Source organism: Streptomyces sp. ITFR-16 (genome assembly GCF_031844705.1).
Taxonomy (GTDB): Bacteria; Actinomycetota; Actinomycetes; order Streptomycetales; family Streptomycetaceae; genus Streptomyces.
The window spans coordinates 6,015,107-6,029,304 of record NZ_CP134609.1; the positions used below are offsets into that span (position 1 = coordinate 6,015,107).

Sequence of the window (14,198 nt, forward strand, 5' to 3'; positions counted from 1 at the left end):
CCGCCGCCGTCACTGCGACCCGCGGAAGCCGTCCCCCTCGACGACGATCCCCGCGACCAGCGCCCCGGACATGCCCGCATGGGCCGGCCCGCCGCCCGGGTGCGACCAGCCGCCCGCCAGCAGCAGCCCCGGCAGCCGGGTGCGGTTGCCCGCGTGGAGATGACCGCCCCCGGCACCCGCCAGCGCGGGCGGGGGAACGGCGCCGCCGGGCGCACCGGTGTCCGCCGCGGTCTCCGCGGGCGTCCGCACCTCCATGTCCAGCACCCGCTCCCGCAGTCCGGGCACCGCCGCGCCCGCGCTGTCGATCAGCGTGTCCGCGAACCGCGCGCGCAGCGCCGGGTCCGTCCAGTCCACCGGGCCGTGCGGGGCGACCGTCGCCATCAGGGTCACGGCCTCGTGCGCCTCGTCGGGGCGGGTCGAGGGATCGTCGGGGCGCAGCACCGTCACCGTGGGGTGCCCGGCGGCCCTGCCCCCGAACACCGCCGCGCTCTCGGCCGCCCCGTCGGCCGGGTGCACCAGCGTCCGGTGCACGGCGTCGGCCGGCCGCCCGCCGCGCAGCGAGAGCAGCACCAGGAACCGGCCGGACCCGCCGCCGTCCGCGCGCGGCTGCGCCGTCACCTCGCCGTCCTGCCAGAGCTCCTGACCGGACACCAGCTCCGGAGCCGGCCGGGCGCCCAGCACCACGTGCGCGGCCTCCGCGACCGTCCCGTCCGCCAGCTCGACGCCTGCTGCCCGGCCGTCCTTCTCCACGACCCGGGCCACCTCGGCGCCGAAGACGAACTCCACCTTCCGGGCCAGGCACCGCTCGTACACCGCCTGCGCCAGCGCCCGCATCCCGCCCATGACGTACCAGCTGCCGAACGTCTCCTCCATGTACGGCAGCAGGGCCGCGCCCGCCGGGGCGTGCAGCGGATCCAGGCCGTACGACAGCGCGTACCCGTCCAGCAGGGCGGCGAGACGGGGGTCCGCCAGCTCCCAGGCACCGATCTCCGCCACCGTGCCCGCCCGCCGGGCCGGACGCAGCAGCCTGCGGTGCGCCGGAGCCGGATAGGGGTCGCGGGTCAGCACCTGCCAGTCGGGGCGCAGCGGCTCCTCGAGCAGCGGACGCCTGGAGCGGTCCCAGGCGTCCCTGGCCCGGTCGAGGAAGGCGCCCCACCTCCCGCCCGCACCGCTGCCTAGCGCGGCGTCCAGAGCGGCGACCGTCCCGGCGCGTGACGCGTTCGGCAGACGGACGTCCGTGCCGTCCGCGAAGACATGGCGGCTCGCCGGGTCCACCTGGGTCAGCGAGACGCACTGCTCCAGCGGCTCCTTGCCGGTCTTCACGAACAGGTCGCGGTAGACCGCGGGCAGATGGAGCAGACCGGGCCCGGTGTCGAAGACGAACCCGTCCCGCGCATGCCGGCCGAGCGAGCCGCCGTAGGTCTGCGACCGCTCGTACACCGTCACCCGGTGGCCTGCCACGGCCAGCCGGGCCGCCGCCGACATCGCGCCCATCCCGGCGCCGATCACCGCAATACGTGCCATGCCAGGGACTTTAACGACTGCCTCCGACAGCTCAGTCGTCAGGCCGGTGGGAGACGGACTGCGCCAGCCGCCTCTCCTCCCGGCGCTGCGCCCTGCGGCGCAGGAACCGGCGGATCCGGGAGGCCAGGAAGACCAGTATCACCAGGCCGAGCAGCAGCAGGGTCCCGGCGATGCCGGCGGCGATCCACGGGTGGAATACGGCGAAGGTGACGACCCCCGCGACGCCGAGGTCCTCGGCAGTGCTCAGCGCGATATTGCTGAAGGGCTCGGGGGAGGTGTTGACCGCCATCCTGGTGCCGGCCTTCACCAGATGGCTCATCAGCGCGGTGGAACCGCCGACGGCCCCGGCCGCCAGCTCGGGCAGCGACCCGCTCTCGCCCGCGAGCAGCGCCGCCACGACGGCGCCCGCCAGCGGCCTGATGACGGTGTGCACCGAGTCCCAGACCGAGTCCACGTACGGGATCTTGTCCGCGACCACCTCGCAGAGGAAGAGCACACCGGCGACGACGAGGACATCGGTGCGCTGGAGCGAGGCGGGCACCTCGTCGGTCACTCCGGTCGCGCCGAGGACGCCGAGCAGCAGGACCACCGCGTAGGCGTTGATCCCGCTCGCCCAGCCGCTCGTGAACACCAGGGGGAGTACGGACACGGACGTGATCGTAACCAGCCGGCGGGCCCGTGCGGCCGGGTGCGGGGGCCCAGGTCTGAGTATCCGTACCTAGGGCGTGAGATGAGTAGGGACACGGATGGGCCGCGACCTGCGGGAACGGCAGAGTGGGGGACCACGGGAGGGGCGCCGCCGCGGCACCGCCGGCACGGGGCTGCGGAACGCGGCGGCGCCCCCTTCCGAACGGGGGTGCACGACGGAGGACCCGGGACCACGGGGGACACGGGGTCACGGGGGATGGTTCTCCGGCTGCACGCAAGGCGCCGGTCCGGCGAGGCTCGGGGGGGATCGAGCCCCGTCGGACGGCGCCTTCGCACGTCCGGGGGCGGGCCGGGCCCGGCTCAGCGCCCGCTGACCCGCCCGTGCAGCAGCAGGGACAGCGCCGAGTGCACGTCGTCGATCGACCGCTCCGGCTGGAACGCCTGCCAGTCCAGCGCCGCCACCAGCACCATCCCGACCAGCGCGGCCGCCGTCAGCGGGATGTCGATCTCCTCGCTCAGCTCGCCGTTCGCGACGCCCTCCCGCAGCACGCCCTCGACCACGGCGACGGCCTCCTGGCGGACCACCAGCAGCGTCCCCTGCCAGGCGCGGTTGGTGCGCCAGAGCTCGGCCACGTACAGCTGGGTGAAGGCGGGATAGCGGTCGATGAAGGCCAGACCGGCCCGGATCATGGCGTCCAGCGCCTCGACCCGGCTGCCGCCCCGCGCGTCGGTCTCCTCGGCCGCGGCCCGCAGCGAGGCGGTCAGCAGCCCGACCCCGTGCCGCAGCAGCTCCTCGAACAGCTCGGTCTTGCTCTTGAAGTTGTAGTAGACCGTGCCCTTGGCGACCCCGGCGCGCTCGGCGATCTCGTCCACCGTGGTGGCGGAGAAACCCTTCTCGGCGATGAGGGTCACCGCCGCCTCGTAGAGCTTCTGCCGGGTGGCCCGGCGGCGCGTGGTGCTACTGCTTTCCATGCTCCTGATTCTCACAGGTCCCGGGGCGCTCACAGGCTCAGCTCCGGGTGCAGCCGGTCCAGGGTCCACATCTGCTTGCGGCGCGCGGACAGCGCGGTCAGCGCGAGCGCACCTGCGGTGAAGGCGAGCAGCACAGCACAGCCCTGCCAGACCGGGCCGAGCCCGCCGCCCGTGATCAGCCGGCGCAGCCCCTCCACGATGTAGCTCATCGGCAGATAGGGGTGGATCGCGTTGAAGAAGCCCGGACTCGTCTGTACGGGGTAGGTGCCGCCGGCCGAGGTCAGCTGGAGCATCAGCACCGCGAGGACGAGGATGCGCCCGGCCGCTCCGAAGCGGGCGTTCAGCCACTGCACGATCGCGGCGAAGCAGCAGGTGACCAGGGCGAGGAAGCCGATCGTCCCGGCGGCCCGGGTCATCTGCAGGCCGAGCCCCCAGTGCAGTACGGACATCAGGGCGCCCACCTGGAGCAGCCCGATCGCGGCCACCGGCAGCCAGCCCGCGAGGGCGATCCGCCAGGCCGGTGCCCCGGCGGCCAGGGCGCGCCGGCTGAGCGGCTGGATCAGCATGTACGCCACCATCGCGCCGACCCAGAGGGAGAGCGGGATGAAGTAGGGCGCGAACCCGGTGCCGTAGTTGGGCGCCGCGTGCATCGACCGGGAGGCCAGCTGCACGGGGTCGGCCATGACCCCGGTCCGGGCGTCGCGGTCCTTCTTGTCGTAGTCGGGGATCTTTCCCACGCCGTCGTTGAGGCCCTGGGCGAGGGTCGCCGAGCCGTCGCCGAGCCGGATCATCCCGCTGTCCAGGCTCGTCGCGCCCTTCTTCAGCTTGCCGACGCCGGTGTTCAGATCGGCCGAGCCCGTCCTGGCCGTGGTCAGGCCCGTGTGCAGCTGGTCCGCGCCCTTGGCGACCTTGTGGGCGCCGGTGTTGAGGGCGTTGATCTTCTTGACCGACGCCTCCAGGTCCTCGTCCAGGTGCGGGGCGCGCTCGGCCAGCGCGTCGGCCTGCTTCTGCAGGGTGGTCAGCTGGGTGCGCAGCTTCTTGAGGTCCCCGTCCTGATTCTTGACCAGGACGTTCACGTCGTCGGCCACGGCGGCGACATCGGCCGCCGCCGTCACGGCCCGCTTCAGCGGCGGGCAGACGGTGGGGTCGGGCAGCGGCTGGTCCTCGCAGCGGGTGCGGTGGATCTCGGTCAGCTCGTCGGACGCGGTGTGTGCGGCGCTCGCGGCGGTGGGCGCCGCCTTCACGAGCAGGTCGAGGTTGTCCCGTACGGTCTTCGACGAGTCGGAGACCAGCCGGGCCGTGTCACCGATGGACTTGCCGTTGTCCTTCAGGAACGGGCGGATGTCCCCGGCCACCTTGTTGACCTTGTCGGCCAGCAGCTGGGTGCCGCCGGCGACCTGGCGCGAGCCGGTCTCCAGATCGCCCGCGCCCTTGTCGAGCCTGACGATGCCGGTGGCCAGCCTGCTGCTGCCGCCCTTCGCTTCCTTGAGCCCGTCCGCGAGGTCCTTGGAGCCCTTCTTCGCCTTGCCGATGCCTCCCTTGAGGTCGTCGGCACCCTTGGCGGCCTTCGCCGTCGCGTCGTGCAGGTCGGAGAAGCTGATGAAGATCCGGTCGAGGAAGCCGCGCGAGGCGTTGGTCGACGCTGCAGTGCGGACCTCGGAGAACACCGTCCGGGAGATCTGCCCGACGATGTAGTTGTTGGCGTCGTTGGTGCGCACCTGGAGCGCGCCGGTCTCGGGGGAGTCGCCGGAGCTGGAGGCGATGCGCTTGCTGAAGTCCGACGGCATGCGCAGCGAGAGGTAGTACGTGCCGTCCTCGACGCCCTTGTCGGCCTCGGCGGCGCTGACCTCGTGCCAGTCGAAGACCTTGGAGTCCAGCAGTTTCCCGGTGATGTCGTCGCCCGCCGTGATCCGCTTGCCCTCGGCGGTGGCGCCCTTGTCGTCGTTGACCAGGGCGACCGGGATGCGGTCCAGGCGGCCGTAGGGGTCCCAGAACGACCAGAGGTACAGGGCGCCGTAGAGCAGGGGCAGCAGCAGGAGCGCGGCCAGTGCGGCGCGCGGCAGCTTCCCCCGGCCGAAGCGCCTCAGCTCAAGCGCGGCGAGTCTCGGCGAACGCATCGGCCGTCCCTTCCTCGTCTTCCTCGGTGGTCCCGTCGGTGGCGTCGGGTGCGGTGTCCTTTTCCGCACCCGCGCGTTCCGCGTCCGCGTGCGGGGCGTCCGTGCGGACGACGAGGGCGTCCTCGGGCGCCTCGCTGCACACGGCCAGCACGGTCGTGCCGGCGGCGGCGAGGGAGCGCAGCAGCGCCCAGGCCTCGGCCCGCTCGGCGTCGGAGAGCTTGAGATCCGTGTCGTCGACCGCGAGCAGCCGGGGCCGGCCGATCAGCGCGAGGGCCACGGAGAGCCGCAGCGCCTCCAGCCGCTCCAGATCCCGTACGGAGGTCCGCCCGGCCTTGGGCAGGGCGGCGGGGTCGAGCCCGGCGGCCGTCAGCGCGTCGTCGATCCGGGCCCGGGCGGCGGCTACGCGCTCGCGGCGCGGGTGCAGCAGGGTGCGCAGGGAGCCGTCGTAGCGGCGCTGGAGCAGGGCCCGCTCACGCAGGTGCTCGTCGACGGTGAAGGCCGGGTCCAGCTCGCTGACCGAGGGCACCGGGCCCAGGGCCGCGATCCGGCGGACGGCGGCGGCCCGGCGCGGCAGGCGGAGCCCGGCGGTCTCCGCCCGGCCCTCGGTCGGCTTCATCCGGCCGGTGAGGGCGAGCAGCAGGCAGGTGCGGCCGGAGCCGGAGGGGCCCTCGGCGGCGATCAGGGAACCGGGGGCGGCGCTGAAGGTCACGCCCCGGAAGGCCCAGCCGCGCGGTCCTCTGAGCCCGAGGTCCTCGGCGGTGACGGCGGCCCCGTGCGGGCCGGCCGCAGCATGCGGGCTGTCCACAGTCCCTCCCCCTTCTTTGAACTGACTGGTCAGTTCAAAAAGGTATCCCGAACTCGTGACCGAAGCAAAATGCCAGGTCAGGGCCGGTTCGAGACCGATTGTCAGTGGGTGCCGTCACGATGGACACAGACGGCCACGAAGCCGTTACCGAGACAGGAGGTTCTGTCATGGCCCACTCGTCCGCAGCAGCCGCCCCGCGACGCCGCGCAGACGGCCCTGCTCCCTCACCGACCGGCCCGGCACACGATGTCCACCCCGTCGTCCGGCGCGCCGCGGCGCCGCCCGCCGCTCTCGATCTCCTCGCCCAGGCCCGTGCCGGCCTGGAAGAGGCAGCTGTCCTCGACGTGCCGAACGAGCGCTATGCCACCGCCCACCTCGCCGCCCTGCGCACCGCGGCCGCCGTGCTCGCCGTCCGGGGGCGGCCCGAGCCCGCCCGGCGGCGCCGCGAGCGCATCCGCAGCGCCTGGGAGGTCCTCCCGGAGCTGGCCCCCGAGCTCACCGAATGGAGCGCGCTGTTCGCCGCAGGCGCCGCCCGGCGGGCCCGCGCCGAGGCGGGCATACCCGGCGCGGCCACCCGGCGGGACGCGGACGACCTGCTGCGGGACGCGGCGATGTTCCTGCGCCTGGTGGAGCGGCTGCTGGTGCTCCAGCCGGTGCTTCCGCAGCCCCGCGCCGAGCGCCCCGACACGGGATGACGGCGACGGCGGTGCCAGGCCATAGGGTGGACGGGACCTGTTACCTGCGCTGTTCACGCCCCGCCCCCGTGGCGGCACCGTGCCGAGGAGTCAACTGCCGTGTCGGACCAGCTGCGCCCCCGCGCCTCCCTCCGTACCGCTGTGGTCTGGGAGGTCCTCAAGGACGCCCTCGACCGCCAGGTCAAGGCGACCGGCAGGGACGCCCTGGACGTGCTGGACACCGGCGGCGGCACCGGCAACTTCGCGGTGCCGGTCGCCCGCCTCGGCCACCGCGTCACCGTCGTCGACCCCAGCCCCAACGCGCTGTTCGCGCTGGAGCGCCGGGCCGCCGAGGCCGGCGTCGCCGACCGGGTGCACGGGGTGCAGGGCGACATCCTCGGTCTCTTCGACGTGGTCGAGCGCGGTGGCTACGACGCGGTGCTCTGCCACGGCGTCCTGGAGTACGTGGACGACCCCGCCGAGGGGGTACGGCACGCGGTCGACGCGCTCCGCTCCGCCGGCGCCCTCAGCCTGCTCGCCGCCGGGCTGGGCGGCGCGGTCCTGGCCCGGGCGCTCGCGGGCCACTTCACCGAGGCCAGGCAGGCGCTCAGCGACCCGGCGGGCCGCTGGGGCGAGGGCGACCCGATGCCCCGGCGCTACACGGCCGAGCAGCTCACCGAGCTGGTCTCCGCCGCCGATGTCGAGGTGGGCGCGGTCCACGGTGTGCGCGTCTTCGCCGACCTCGTGCCTGGAGTCCTGGTGGACACCGAACCGGGCGCGATGGAAGCCCTGCTCAAGCTGGAGACCGCCGCCGCCGAGCTGCCGGCCTTCCACTCGGTGGCGACCCAGCTGCACGTCCTGGGCACGAAGCGGGTCTGAGCGCCCCGGCCGGATCGGGTCGGCAGCGTGGCTGATCAGCAACGCAGCTGCAGACGGAGTACGCACCGGCAGCCCCGATCCGGGCCTCGGCCCCGTATGATCGGGGGACACCATCCGGCATGACGGATCGGAGGTTGGGGAATCAACGCCTCAGCAGCTGAGCCGTCGTGGCGGCCCGGACTGGCTGATTGGCATTGAGGGCGGGTTTCACGGGGGCGATTCCCTGCCTATCCTGGAAGGGCCGCATACCGGCCGCCCCCCGCGGCCGACGACGAGGAGGACTCCGTGCCGCTCTCGGAGCACGAGCAGCGAATGCTCGAGCAAATGGAGCGAGCGCTGTACGCCGAAGATCCCAAGTTCGCGACAGCGCTCGAGGGAAGTGGGCTGCGTACGTACACCCGGCGACGGGTCTACCAGGCAGTTGCTGGCTTTCTGGTGGGTATCGCGCTCCTCATGGCCGGAATGGTCGCTCAGCAGATCTGGATCAGCGTGGTGGGTTTCCTCGTCATGCTGGGCTGCGCGGTGCTCGCGGTCACGGGTTGGCGCAAGGCGCCGAAGCCGGGCGAGCAACAGGCGGTCCGCACCGGAGGCGCCGGCGAACGCCGGCAGGCCAAACAGCGCCGGTCCGTGATGAACCGGATCGAACAGCGGTGGCAGCGTCGCCGTGACGAGCAGGGGCAGTAAGCGCTCGGGAAGCCCGGCTCAGAACACTTATGGGTGAGGGGCGGTCGCATTTCTGCGACCGCCCCTCACCCATGCCGTGCCCCCGGGGACTCCCTGCCGTGGCTCCGGGGGCGTGTGCCCCGGACCCGGGTCGTCAGCCGCCCTGGCGGGACAGCCGGCGCGCCCACGCGGGACGCCGCGGCATCCGCCACCGCCCGGCCAGTGCCGCCCGCCGTTCGGACAGGGCCCACACCACCCGGACGGCCGAGCGCGGCGCCATGACCGCGCGGAACCGGGCGAACCGGCCGGCCGGGGCCCGCAGCCCCGCCCGTACCGTCCCCACATCCTCCGCGAGCCCCGACGCCGGGAGCGGCCGGGGCGCGTAGAGCACCTGCTCCACCGCGCCCGCCACCCGGTGCACGGCCGCGGCCGCCTCGGTGTCGAGCCGCCCCAGCCGCACCAGCCGGGCCGCGGACTTGCGCGGGGTCTGCGACTCGTCCGGCTCGATGCCGTGGTCCCACGCCGAGTCGGTGATCTCCAGCCACGCCGACAGCGTCCGCGCCGTCGCGTCGGCCGGGGTGCGCCCGGCGGAGGAGCCCAGCCTCCGGGCCCGTACCCTGACCCGCCAGGCCGCCGGCAGCAGCGGAATCAGCAGCACGAGCAGGGCCACCAGGGCGATGCCGAGCACGGAACCGGCCGACGTCCCGCCACCCGTCGGCGCCACGGCACCGGGCATCTCCGTGCTCCCGCACTCACCCTGCTTGCGCATCTGGGCCGGGCAGCTGTCGGACGCGGACGGCGCCACCGGAACCGGCGCCGAGGCACCCGTCTCCGGCCGGGCCGGATCCGCCGTGTCACCGGACGGGGCGTCCGGCAGGGTGTACGTGGGGGTGGAGCCACGTGTCGGCGTCGGCTCGAAGCGGGTCCAGCCGATGCCCTCGAAATACAGCTCGGGCCAGGCGTGCGCGTCGCGCAGGCCGACCGAGACCGAACCGTCCGACTGCGCGGTGCCGGGGGTGAACCCCACCGCGACCCGGGCCGGGATGCCCAGCGTCCGCGCCATCGCGGCCATCGTGAAGGAGAAGTGGACGCAGAAGCCCTCCTTGTCCTTCAGGAAGCGGGCGATCGCGGCGCTGCCGGTCCCCGAGTTCACCGAGGTGTCGTAGGTGAACCCGCCGTCGGTGGAGAAGTAGTTCTGCAGCTTCACCGCCTGCTCGTAGGCGTTGGCCGCGCCCTTCGTCACCTCGTCGGCCGTCTGCGCGACCACCTTCGGCAGGGAGTCGGGCACCCGGGTGTACTCGCGCAGCAGCGCCGCCGGGGCCGCGCCCGCCCGGGCGAGCTGGGCCGCCGTCGGCTGCACCTCCAGGCTGGAGACCGTGTACCGGGCGCCGCCGGTCGTCTCACCGTCGTCCCCGACGAGGGTGCGCCCCTCCGGCTCGAAGCGCCAGCGCCCGCCGATCCTGACCTCGGTGGCCGGATAGGGGAGCGGCAGATAGGTCTGCCGGTACGAGGGCGAGGCGGAGATGTTCGACCTGATCTCCGTCACGGCGACGTCCGGGGCGAGGCCGGCCGGGTCCGGCATCCGCTTCGGCACATCCTTCAGACTCCGGGTCGAGGCACGCCACTCGTTCCCGTTGAACTGGTCCAGGGCCAGGATGCGCAGATAGAAGCCCTGGGTGTCCTCGGAGTTGGTGCGGTACGAGATCACCTCCCGGTTCTCCGGCTGGTTCAGGTTGTTCTGGAGCGAGACCAGGGGGTTCACCGCGGAGATCGTGCCGCCGCCTCCCCCCTTGCCGTTCCCGCCGGCCGTACCGGCCAGCAGACCGCCGTCGAGCGCGGGCAGCGCCGCCGGCACGACCAGCGCGATGCCCAGCGCCAGGGCCCCGATCCGCCGGCCCGTGCGCACCGGGGCGAGCGCCCCGAGGCCCGGGGAGTCGATCCCGGAGGGCAGCCCGTTCCCGGACCCGGCCGCACCGGCGAAGACCCGGCCCCACTGGGAGAGCCGGTCCCGCCCCTCGGCCAGCAGAAGCAGCAGATAGCCGCAGGCGGCCAGCAGGAACCACAGCCAGTCCGCGCCGCCGTCCGAGAGGCCCGCGGCGACCGAGTAGAGCGCCAGCAGGGGCAGCCCGGCGGGCGCGGCGCTGCGGAACGTCACCGCCAGCACGTCCACCGCGAGCCCGACCAGCAGCACACCGCCCACCAGCATCAGCCGGATGCCCGGGGTGGCCGGCGCCGGAATCGCGTACCGTCCGACGTCGTCCGCGCCCGCCGTCAGCAGATCCGCGAGCTGCCGCACGGCCTGCGGCCCCGGGACCAGCCCGGCCAGGGCCTGCTGCCGGGCGAAGGCCACGGTCAGCAGCACCAGCATGACCAGCAGCTGCGCGGCGACCGTCAGGACCCGGGGCAGCGGCACCCGGCGGCAGAGCGCGCCCGCACCGCTCACGACGGCCAGCATGAACGCGGCCTGCAGAATCCAGGTGACCGGGTCGACCAGCGGCAGCATCGAACACGCCGCCATCAGCGTCGCCGCAAAGGCGCACAGCGCCAGCCGACCACGACCGCTCATGACCGTCCCCTCATGACCAACCACCGGAGAATCCCGTCGTACCGCCCGTCGTGCCGCCGACCGCGGCGGACTGCGTCAGCGAGCCGTGATGACCCGCCTGCTGCCACAGCCCGGCGAGAGCCGTGCCGGGCCGCACGGGCACCGCCGTCCACCCCGACTCGCGCAGCCGCCGCAGCCGCTGCTCGGACGCCTCCCGGGTGGCCGGGCTCTCGCCGTGCACCCAGGCGGCGCTGTCGAGGACGAACGCGACGGCCCCGCCGCTGCGCTGCCGCATCCGGGCCGCCACGGCCGCCTGCTCCTCGTCCAGCTCGCCGAGGAAGGCGATCAGCAGGCCCTCGTTGCCGCCGCGCAGCACGTCGTAGGCGCGGGAGAGACCGCCTCCGTCGGAGTGGTCCACCTCGGCCAGGGTGTCCATCATCAGACCGGCCGCGTCCGCGGAGTCCTGGGTGGCACCGGCGAAGCCGCTCTCGCCCTCGCCCGGCACCACCGTCCCATTGTCCGTCAGCAGCCGGACCGCGAAGCCCCGCTCCAGCATGTGCACCAGGACGGAGGCCGCCCCGGAGACGGCCCACTCGAACGCCGAGTCGGGACCCGCGCCCTGGTAGGCGATCTGCCGCGTGTCCAGCAGCACCGTGCACCTGGCGCGCTGCGGCTGCTCCTCGCGGCGCACCATCAGCTCGCCGTAGCGCGCGGTGGAGCGCCAGTGGACGCGGCGCAGATCGTCGCCGTGCCGGTAGCCGCGCGGGATCACGTCGTCCTCGCCGGCCAGCGCCAGCGAGCGCTGACGGCCCTCGCCGTACCCGGTCGCCTCGCCCGCCAGCCGCACCGGCGGCAGCGGCTCGGTCCGGGGGATGACCACCAGGGTGTCGTACGCGCTGAAGGAACGCGTCAGCTCGCACATCCCGAACGGGTCGCTCAGCCGCAGCTGGAGCGGACCGAGCGGGTAGCGCCCGCGCAGGTCCGAGCGCACCCGGTAGGACACCTCGCGCCGCCCGCCCGCCTCCACCCGGTCCAGCACGAAGCGGGGCCGGGGCCCGAGCACGTACGGCACCCGGTCCTGGAGCATCAGCAGGCCCGTGGGCAGCCGCGAGACGTTGTCCACGCGCAGATGGACGCGCGCCTCGGCACCCGCCGGCACCCGTGAGGGGGAGAGCCGCCGGGTGCCCGCGACGCGGTACCGGGTCCGGTAGAGCACGGTCACACACACCAGCGGCAGCACGGCGAGCAGCAGTCCGACCCGCAGCAGGTCCGCCTGGCCCAGCACATAGGCGCAGACCGCCGCCGCGACACCGGCCGCGAGGAAGGAGCGCCCCCGGGTGGTCAGCCCGCCCAGCGCGGCGCGCAGACCGCCCTTGTCGTCGCTGTCGTCCATCGGGACCGGCCCCCCGGCGGCCATCAGAGCCGCCGTACGCCGGGCTGCTGCCGGCCGCCGTACGCCGGGCCCGGCTGGTGCTGCGGGGGCGTGACGGCCGTGCCTCCGGCGGCCGTGGGCACCGGGGTCTGCTGGAGGATCTCCAGCACGACCTGCTCGGCGGTGCGGCGGTTGAGCTGGGCCTGTGCGGTGGGCAGCAGCCGGTGGGCGAGCACCGCGACGGCCAGGGCCTGCACATCGTCGGGCAGGCAGTAGTCCCGGCCGCTCAGCGCGGCGGAGGCCTTCGCGGCGCGCAGCAGATGCAGCGTGGCGCGCGGCGAGGCGCCGAGTCTGAGGTCGGGGTGGTTGCGCGTGGCGCCGACGAGCTGCACCGCGTACCGCCGTACGGCGTCGGCGACATGCACCGTGCGCACCGCGTCGATCAGCTTCACGATGTCGTGCGCGTGGGCCACGGGCTGGAGGTCGTCGAGCGGTGAGACGCCGCCGTGCACATCGAGCATCTGGAGCTCGGCCTCCGCGCTCGGATAGCCGATCGACACCCGGGCCATGAAGCGGTCGCGCTGGGCCTCGGGCAGCGGATAGGTGCCCTCCATCTCCACCGGGTTCTGCGTGGCGACGACCATGAAGGGGTCGGGCAGCTCGTAGGTGTGCCCGTCGATGGTGACCTGGCGCTCCTCCATCGACTCCAGCAGCGCGGACTGGGTCTTGGGCGAGGCGCGGTTGATCTCGTCGCCGATCACGATCTGGGCGAAGATCGCGCCCGGTTTGAACTCGAAGTCGCGGCGCTGCTGGTCGTAGATGGACACACCGGTGATGTCCGAGGGCAGCAGGTCCGGTGTGAACTGGATGCGCCGCACCGAGCAGTCGATGGACCGGGCCAGCGCCTTGGCCAGCATGGTCTTGCCGACGCCGGGGACGTCCTCGATCAGGAGGTGCCCCTCCGCGAGCAGCACGGTCAGCGAAAGCCGTACGACCTCCGGCTTGCCCTCGATCACACGCTCCACCGACCTGCGCACCCGCTCCGCGGTGGTCGTCAGATCTGTGAGGCTCGCTCGATCGTCATAGGTCGTCACCCGGCCCTCCTCGGCCCTGCCCCACGCTCACCAGGAGCACGGGATTCCCCAGTCACGGGCCGGCGCCCTCGTGCGGCCCGGCCCACCCCGAATACCGACACCGCGCCGGGCGGGGCCCGACGGGGTGTCACACACGCATTCTTGTTGCCGTTACCGCTTCGTGTCACTCGCCTGTGGACAACCGGGGGAGATATGTCGGGCTAGGTGGGGATTTCGTCACCGGAACGTGTCCGTCACCTTCCGGCGCCGCGGGATTCCGGATCAGACGGCCGGCGGGATCTCGCGCAGCAGACCGGTGGTCACGTCGAAGACGAAACCGCGCACGTCGTCGGTGTGCAGCAGGAACGGCGAGGTGCGCACGCGCTGCATCGACTGCCGCACGTCCTGGTCGGCGTCCTTGTAGGCCTCCACCGCCCAGGCCGGCCGCTGGCCGACCTCCATCTCCAGTTCCTGCCGGAACTCCTCGGTGATCGACTCCATGCCGCAGTTGGTGTGGTGGATCAGTATCACGCTGCGGGTGCCGAGGGCCCGCTGGCTGATCGACAGCGAGCGGATCACGTCGTCGGTGACCACGCCGCCCGCGTTGCGGATGGTGTGGCAGTCGCCCAGGGCCAGGCCGAGCGCCTTGTGCAGGTCGAGCCGGGCGTCCATGCAGGCGACGACGGCGACGCGCAGCACCGGCTTCGCGTCCATGCCGGGGTCGGTGAACTCAGACGCGTAGCGCCCGTTCGCTTCGACCAGGCGGTCGGTGACCGTGGGGACGGCGGGCTCGGCGGGGGAGTGCGCGGAAGTCGACATGGACAAGACGTTAGCGGCCGGGAGCCTCTCCGTCGTGGTGGGGAAGCGGACAAAGAACGTCAACGACGCTTGTTGTGAGGTAACCCACAAGCCTCACAGCAGGTCAC

12 protein-coding genes are annotated in these 14,198 nt (G+C 73.4%); 3 read left to right on the forward strand and 9 right to left on the reverse strand.

Annotation, left to right across the window (positions count from 1 at the left end):
• Window positions 1–9 precede the first annotated feature (9 nt).
• The 5 genes from RLT58_RS26615 to RLT58_RS26635 form a co-directional block, all read right to left on the reverse strand.
• The gene (locus RLT58_RS26615) at window positions 10–1,524 is read right to left on the reverse strand and encodes a phytoene desaturase family protein (protein ID WP_311312895.1); all 1,515 of its coding nucleotides are present in this window, start codon (window positions 1,522–1,524) and stop codon (window positions 10–12) included.
• A gap of 31 nt (window positions 1,525–1,555) precedes the next feature.
• Window positions 1,556–2,173 (reverse strand): DUF4126 domain-containing protein, encoded by a 618-nt coding sequence (locus RLT58_RS26620; protein ID WP_311312896.1) that lies wholly within the window; start codon window positions 2,171–2,173, stop codon window positions 1,556–1,558.
• A 359-nt stretch (window positions 2,174–2,532) separates the two neighbouring features.
• Complete coding sequence (locus RLT58_RS26625) at window positions 2,533–3,144, reverse strand: TetR/AcrR family transcriptional regulator (protein WP_311312897.1); 612 nt, start codon at window positions 3,142–3,144, stop codon at window positions 2,533–2,535.
• A gap of 29 nt (window positions 3,145–3,173) precedes the next feature.
• Complete coding sequence (locus RLT58_RS26630; protein WP_311312898.1) at window positions 3,174–5,261, reverse strand: YhgE/Pip family protein; 2,088 nt, start codon at window positions 5,259–5,261, stop codon at window positions 3,174–3,176.
• A complete protein-coding gene (locus tag RLT58_RS26635; protein WP_311312899.1) occupies window positions 5,233–6,066 on the reverse strand; it encodes an ATP-binding cassette domain-containing protein in 834 nt (277 codons plus the stop codon). Before RLT58_RS26635 ends, RLT58_RS26630 begins: the two co-directional genes overlap by 29 nt.
• A 167-nt stretch (window positions 6,067–6,233) precedes the next feature.
• Here RLT58_RS26635 and RLT58_RS26640 point away from each other — a divergent pair, with 167 nt between their 5' ends.
• The 3 genes from RLT58_RS26640 (at window position 6,234) to RLT58_RS26650 (ending at window position 8,303) form a co-directional block, all read left to right on the forward strand.
• Window positions 6,234–6,761, forward strand: coding sequence for an SAV_6107 family HEPN domain-containing protein (locus RLT58_RS26640; RefSeq protein WP_311312900.1), 528 nt, complete (start codon window positions 6,234–6,236; stop codon window positions 6,759–6,761).
• A 99-nt stretch (window positions 6,762–6,860) separates the two neighbouring features.
• Window positions 6,861–7,619 (forward strand): methyltransferase, encoded by a 759-nt coding sequence (locus RLT58_RS26645; protein WP_311312901.1) that lies wholly within the window; start codon window positions 6,861–6,863, stop codon window positions 7,617–7,619.
• Between the two features lie 285 nt (window positions 7,620–7,904).
• On the forward strand, window positions 7,905–8,303 hold the full coding sequence (locus RLT58_RS26650; RefSeq protein ID WP_311312902.1) for an SCO2097 family morphological protein: 399 nt from the start codon (window positions 7,905–7,907) through the stop codon (window positions 8,301–8,303).
• A 133-nt stretch (window positions 8,304–8,436) separates the two neighbouring features.
• Here the strand turns inward: RLT58_RS26650 and RLT58_RS26655 are convergent, their stop codons facing one another.
• From RLT58_RS26655 to RLT58_RS26670, 4 genes are all read right to left on the reverse strand, one after another.
• Entirely contained in the window at window positions 8,437–10,848 is a 2,412-nt protein-coding gene (locus RLT58_RS26655) for a transglutaminase TgpA family protein (RefSeq protein WP_311312903.1), read from the reverse strand.
• A gap of 10 nt (window positions 10,849–10,858) precedes the next feature.
• Window positions 10,859–12,244, reverse strand: coding sequence for a DUF58 domain-containing protein (locus RLT58_RS26660; protein ID WP_311312904.1), 1,386 nt, complete (start codon window positions 12,242–12,244; stop codon window positions 10,859–10,861).
• Window positions 12,244–13,293 (reverse strand): AAA family ATPase, encoded by a 1,050-nt coding sequence (locus RLT58_RS26665; RefSeq protein ID WP_311312905.1) that lies wholly within the window; start codon window positions 13,291–13,293, stop codon window positions 12,244–12,246. The genes RLT58_RS26660 and RLT58_RS26665 overlap by 1 nt, the downstream gene beginning before the upstream one ends.
• A gap of 261 nt (window positions 13,294–13,554) precedes the next feature.
• The gene (locus RLT58_RS26670; RefSeq protein WP_311312906.1) at window positions 13,555–14,091 is read right to left on the reverse strand and encodes a beta-class carbonic anhydrase; all 537 of its coding nucleotides are present in this window, start codon (window positions 14,089–14,091) and stop codon (window positions 13,555–13,557) included.
• Between the last annotated feature and the right edge of the window lie 107 nt (window positions 14,092–14,198).

What these genes read in the sequence shown, in the direction of transcription:
- RLT58_RS26615 (WP_311312895.1), bottom strand. Translation starts at nt 1,524, where the DNA reads ATGGCACGTATTGCGGTGATCGGCGCCGGGATGGGCGCGATGTCGGCG.
- RLT58_RS26625 (WP_311312897.1), bottom strand. Translation starts at nt 3,144, where the DNA reads ATGGAAAGCAGTAGCACCACGCGCCGCCGGGCCACCCGGCAGAAGCTC.
- RLT58_RS26630 (WP_311312898.1), bottom strand. Translation starts at nt 5,261, where the DNA reads ATGCGTTCGCCGAGACTCGCCGCGCTTGAGCTGAGGCGCTTCGGCCGG.
- RLT58_RS26640 (WP_311312900.1), top strand. Translation starts at nt 6,234, where the DNA reads ATGGCCCACTCGTCCGCAGCAGCCGCCCCGCGACGCCGCGCAGACGGC.
- RLT58_RS26655 (WP_311312903.1), bottom strand. Translation starts at nt 10,848, where the DNA reads ATGAGCGGTCGTGGTCGGCTGGCGCTGTGCGCCTTTGCGGCGACGCTG.
- RLT58_RS26660 (WP_311312904.1), bottom strand. Translation starts at nt 12,244, where the DNA reads ATGGCCGCCGGGGGGCCGGTCCCGATGGACGACAGCGACGACAAGGGC.
- RLT58_RS26670 (WP_311312906.1), bottom strand. Translation starts at nt 14,091, where the DNA reads ATGTCGACTTCCGCGCACTCCCCCGCCGAGCCCGCCGTCCCCACGGTC.